1 protein-coding gene is annotated in these 938 nt (G+C 47.3%); it reads left to right on the top strand.

Annotation, left to right across the window (positions count from 1 at the left end; all coding sequences use genetic code 11):
• The coding region (locus ACODS3_RS26480; RefSeq protein ID WP_489037003.1) for a hypothetical protein at window positions 1-881 on the top strand (881 nt) is incomplete at its 5' end.
• Window positions 882-938 lie beyond the last annotated feature (57 nt).

Here is a 938-nt window from a genome sequence, read left to right as displayed (position 1 = left end):
AAACTTCAGAAGAGCGGATGGCAATAACAATAAAGAAGTTTGCTGTACTTGGCACAGGCTTTGGCGGTGCACTGTACGTATTGTCGGGTTTAAACATATTCAGCAAAGTAAAATTCTTTGTAATGAATCCATGGTTTGCGGTGGGGCTTTTTGTCGTGGGCGCAATTTATTTACTCGCGTGCCTGGCCTTGAACTATTTCAAGAAAGACAGTATTGGTTGGTGGTTGAAAAAGTGCTGCTGGTCACGCTCCATAGAGTTTCGCCATGCAGATAATCCTGAAGGACGCATCGAGGAAAAGCGCTCTCTATTGGAAATCCAGCTAAGCCCTCAAGTGTTTGTCAAAAGCACGGTTGTTTATGAGCAACGTTATCTGGGCAAAGGCGACTACATGGAAGTGGCCGTGCCAAATGGCGCATGGGTTCAGATTCAACTCCCCAATGCCGTACGTGGAAAGTGCATTCAGCTCAACATTATCAGTAGCAAACGTCCTCTGGGTATTCTGCTTGTCACCAAGATCGAGTCTTCTATAAAGACTATCTTTGAAGAGCGCGGACAGTACACGCATATTAGAAAATTCACAAAAGTCAGCAACGAGCGCCCACCCTTCGGCCCACCAGAACTGCATTTTCCGATCATGCCCGAGAACGAGGATGTTGTCTGGCAGGTCTGGGTACCGCTTGACAGGAGTGCTGACTATATCGAACTGCAGATATGGTACCCCAGTGATGTGGTCAGTCCTGGAAAAGAGGAGCGAGGTTACCTTTATCAGATAGAGCTCGACAAGAATGGGAATGGCACAGCAGATGGATTAACCACACCCCATCTTTTGATAAGTGCTGAGCACCGCAGCCAATCCCTGACACTTGCAACCCCGGAATAAGTAGGCGATATGCACAACGAGAAAAAAGCTTCGCTCAGTGACGAGTCTCTGAATGAT

The organism is Pseudomonas sp. FG43 (assembly GCF_057809175.1).
The sequence above is the reverse complement of the archived record's forward strand: the minus strand, read 5'-3'. Positions and strand labels throughout refer to the sequence as shown.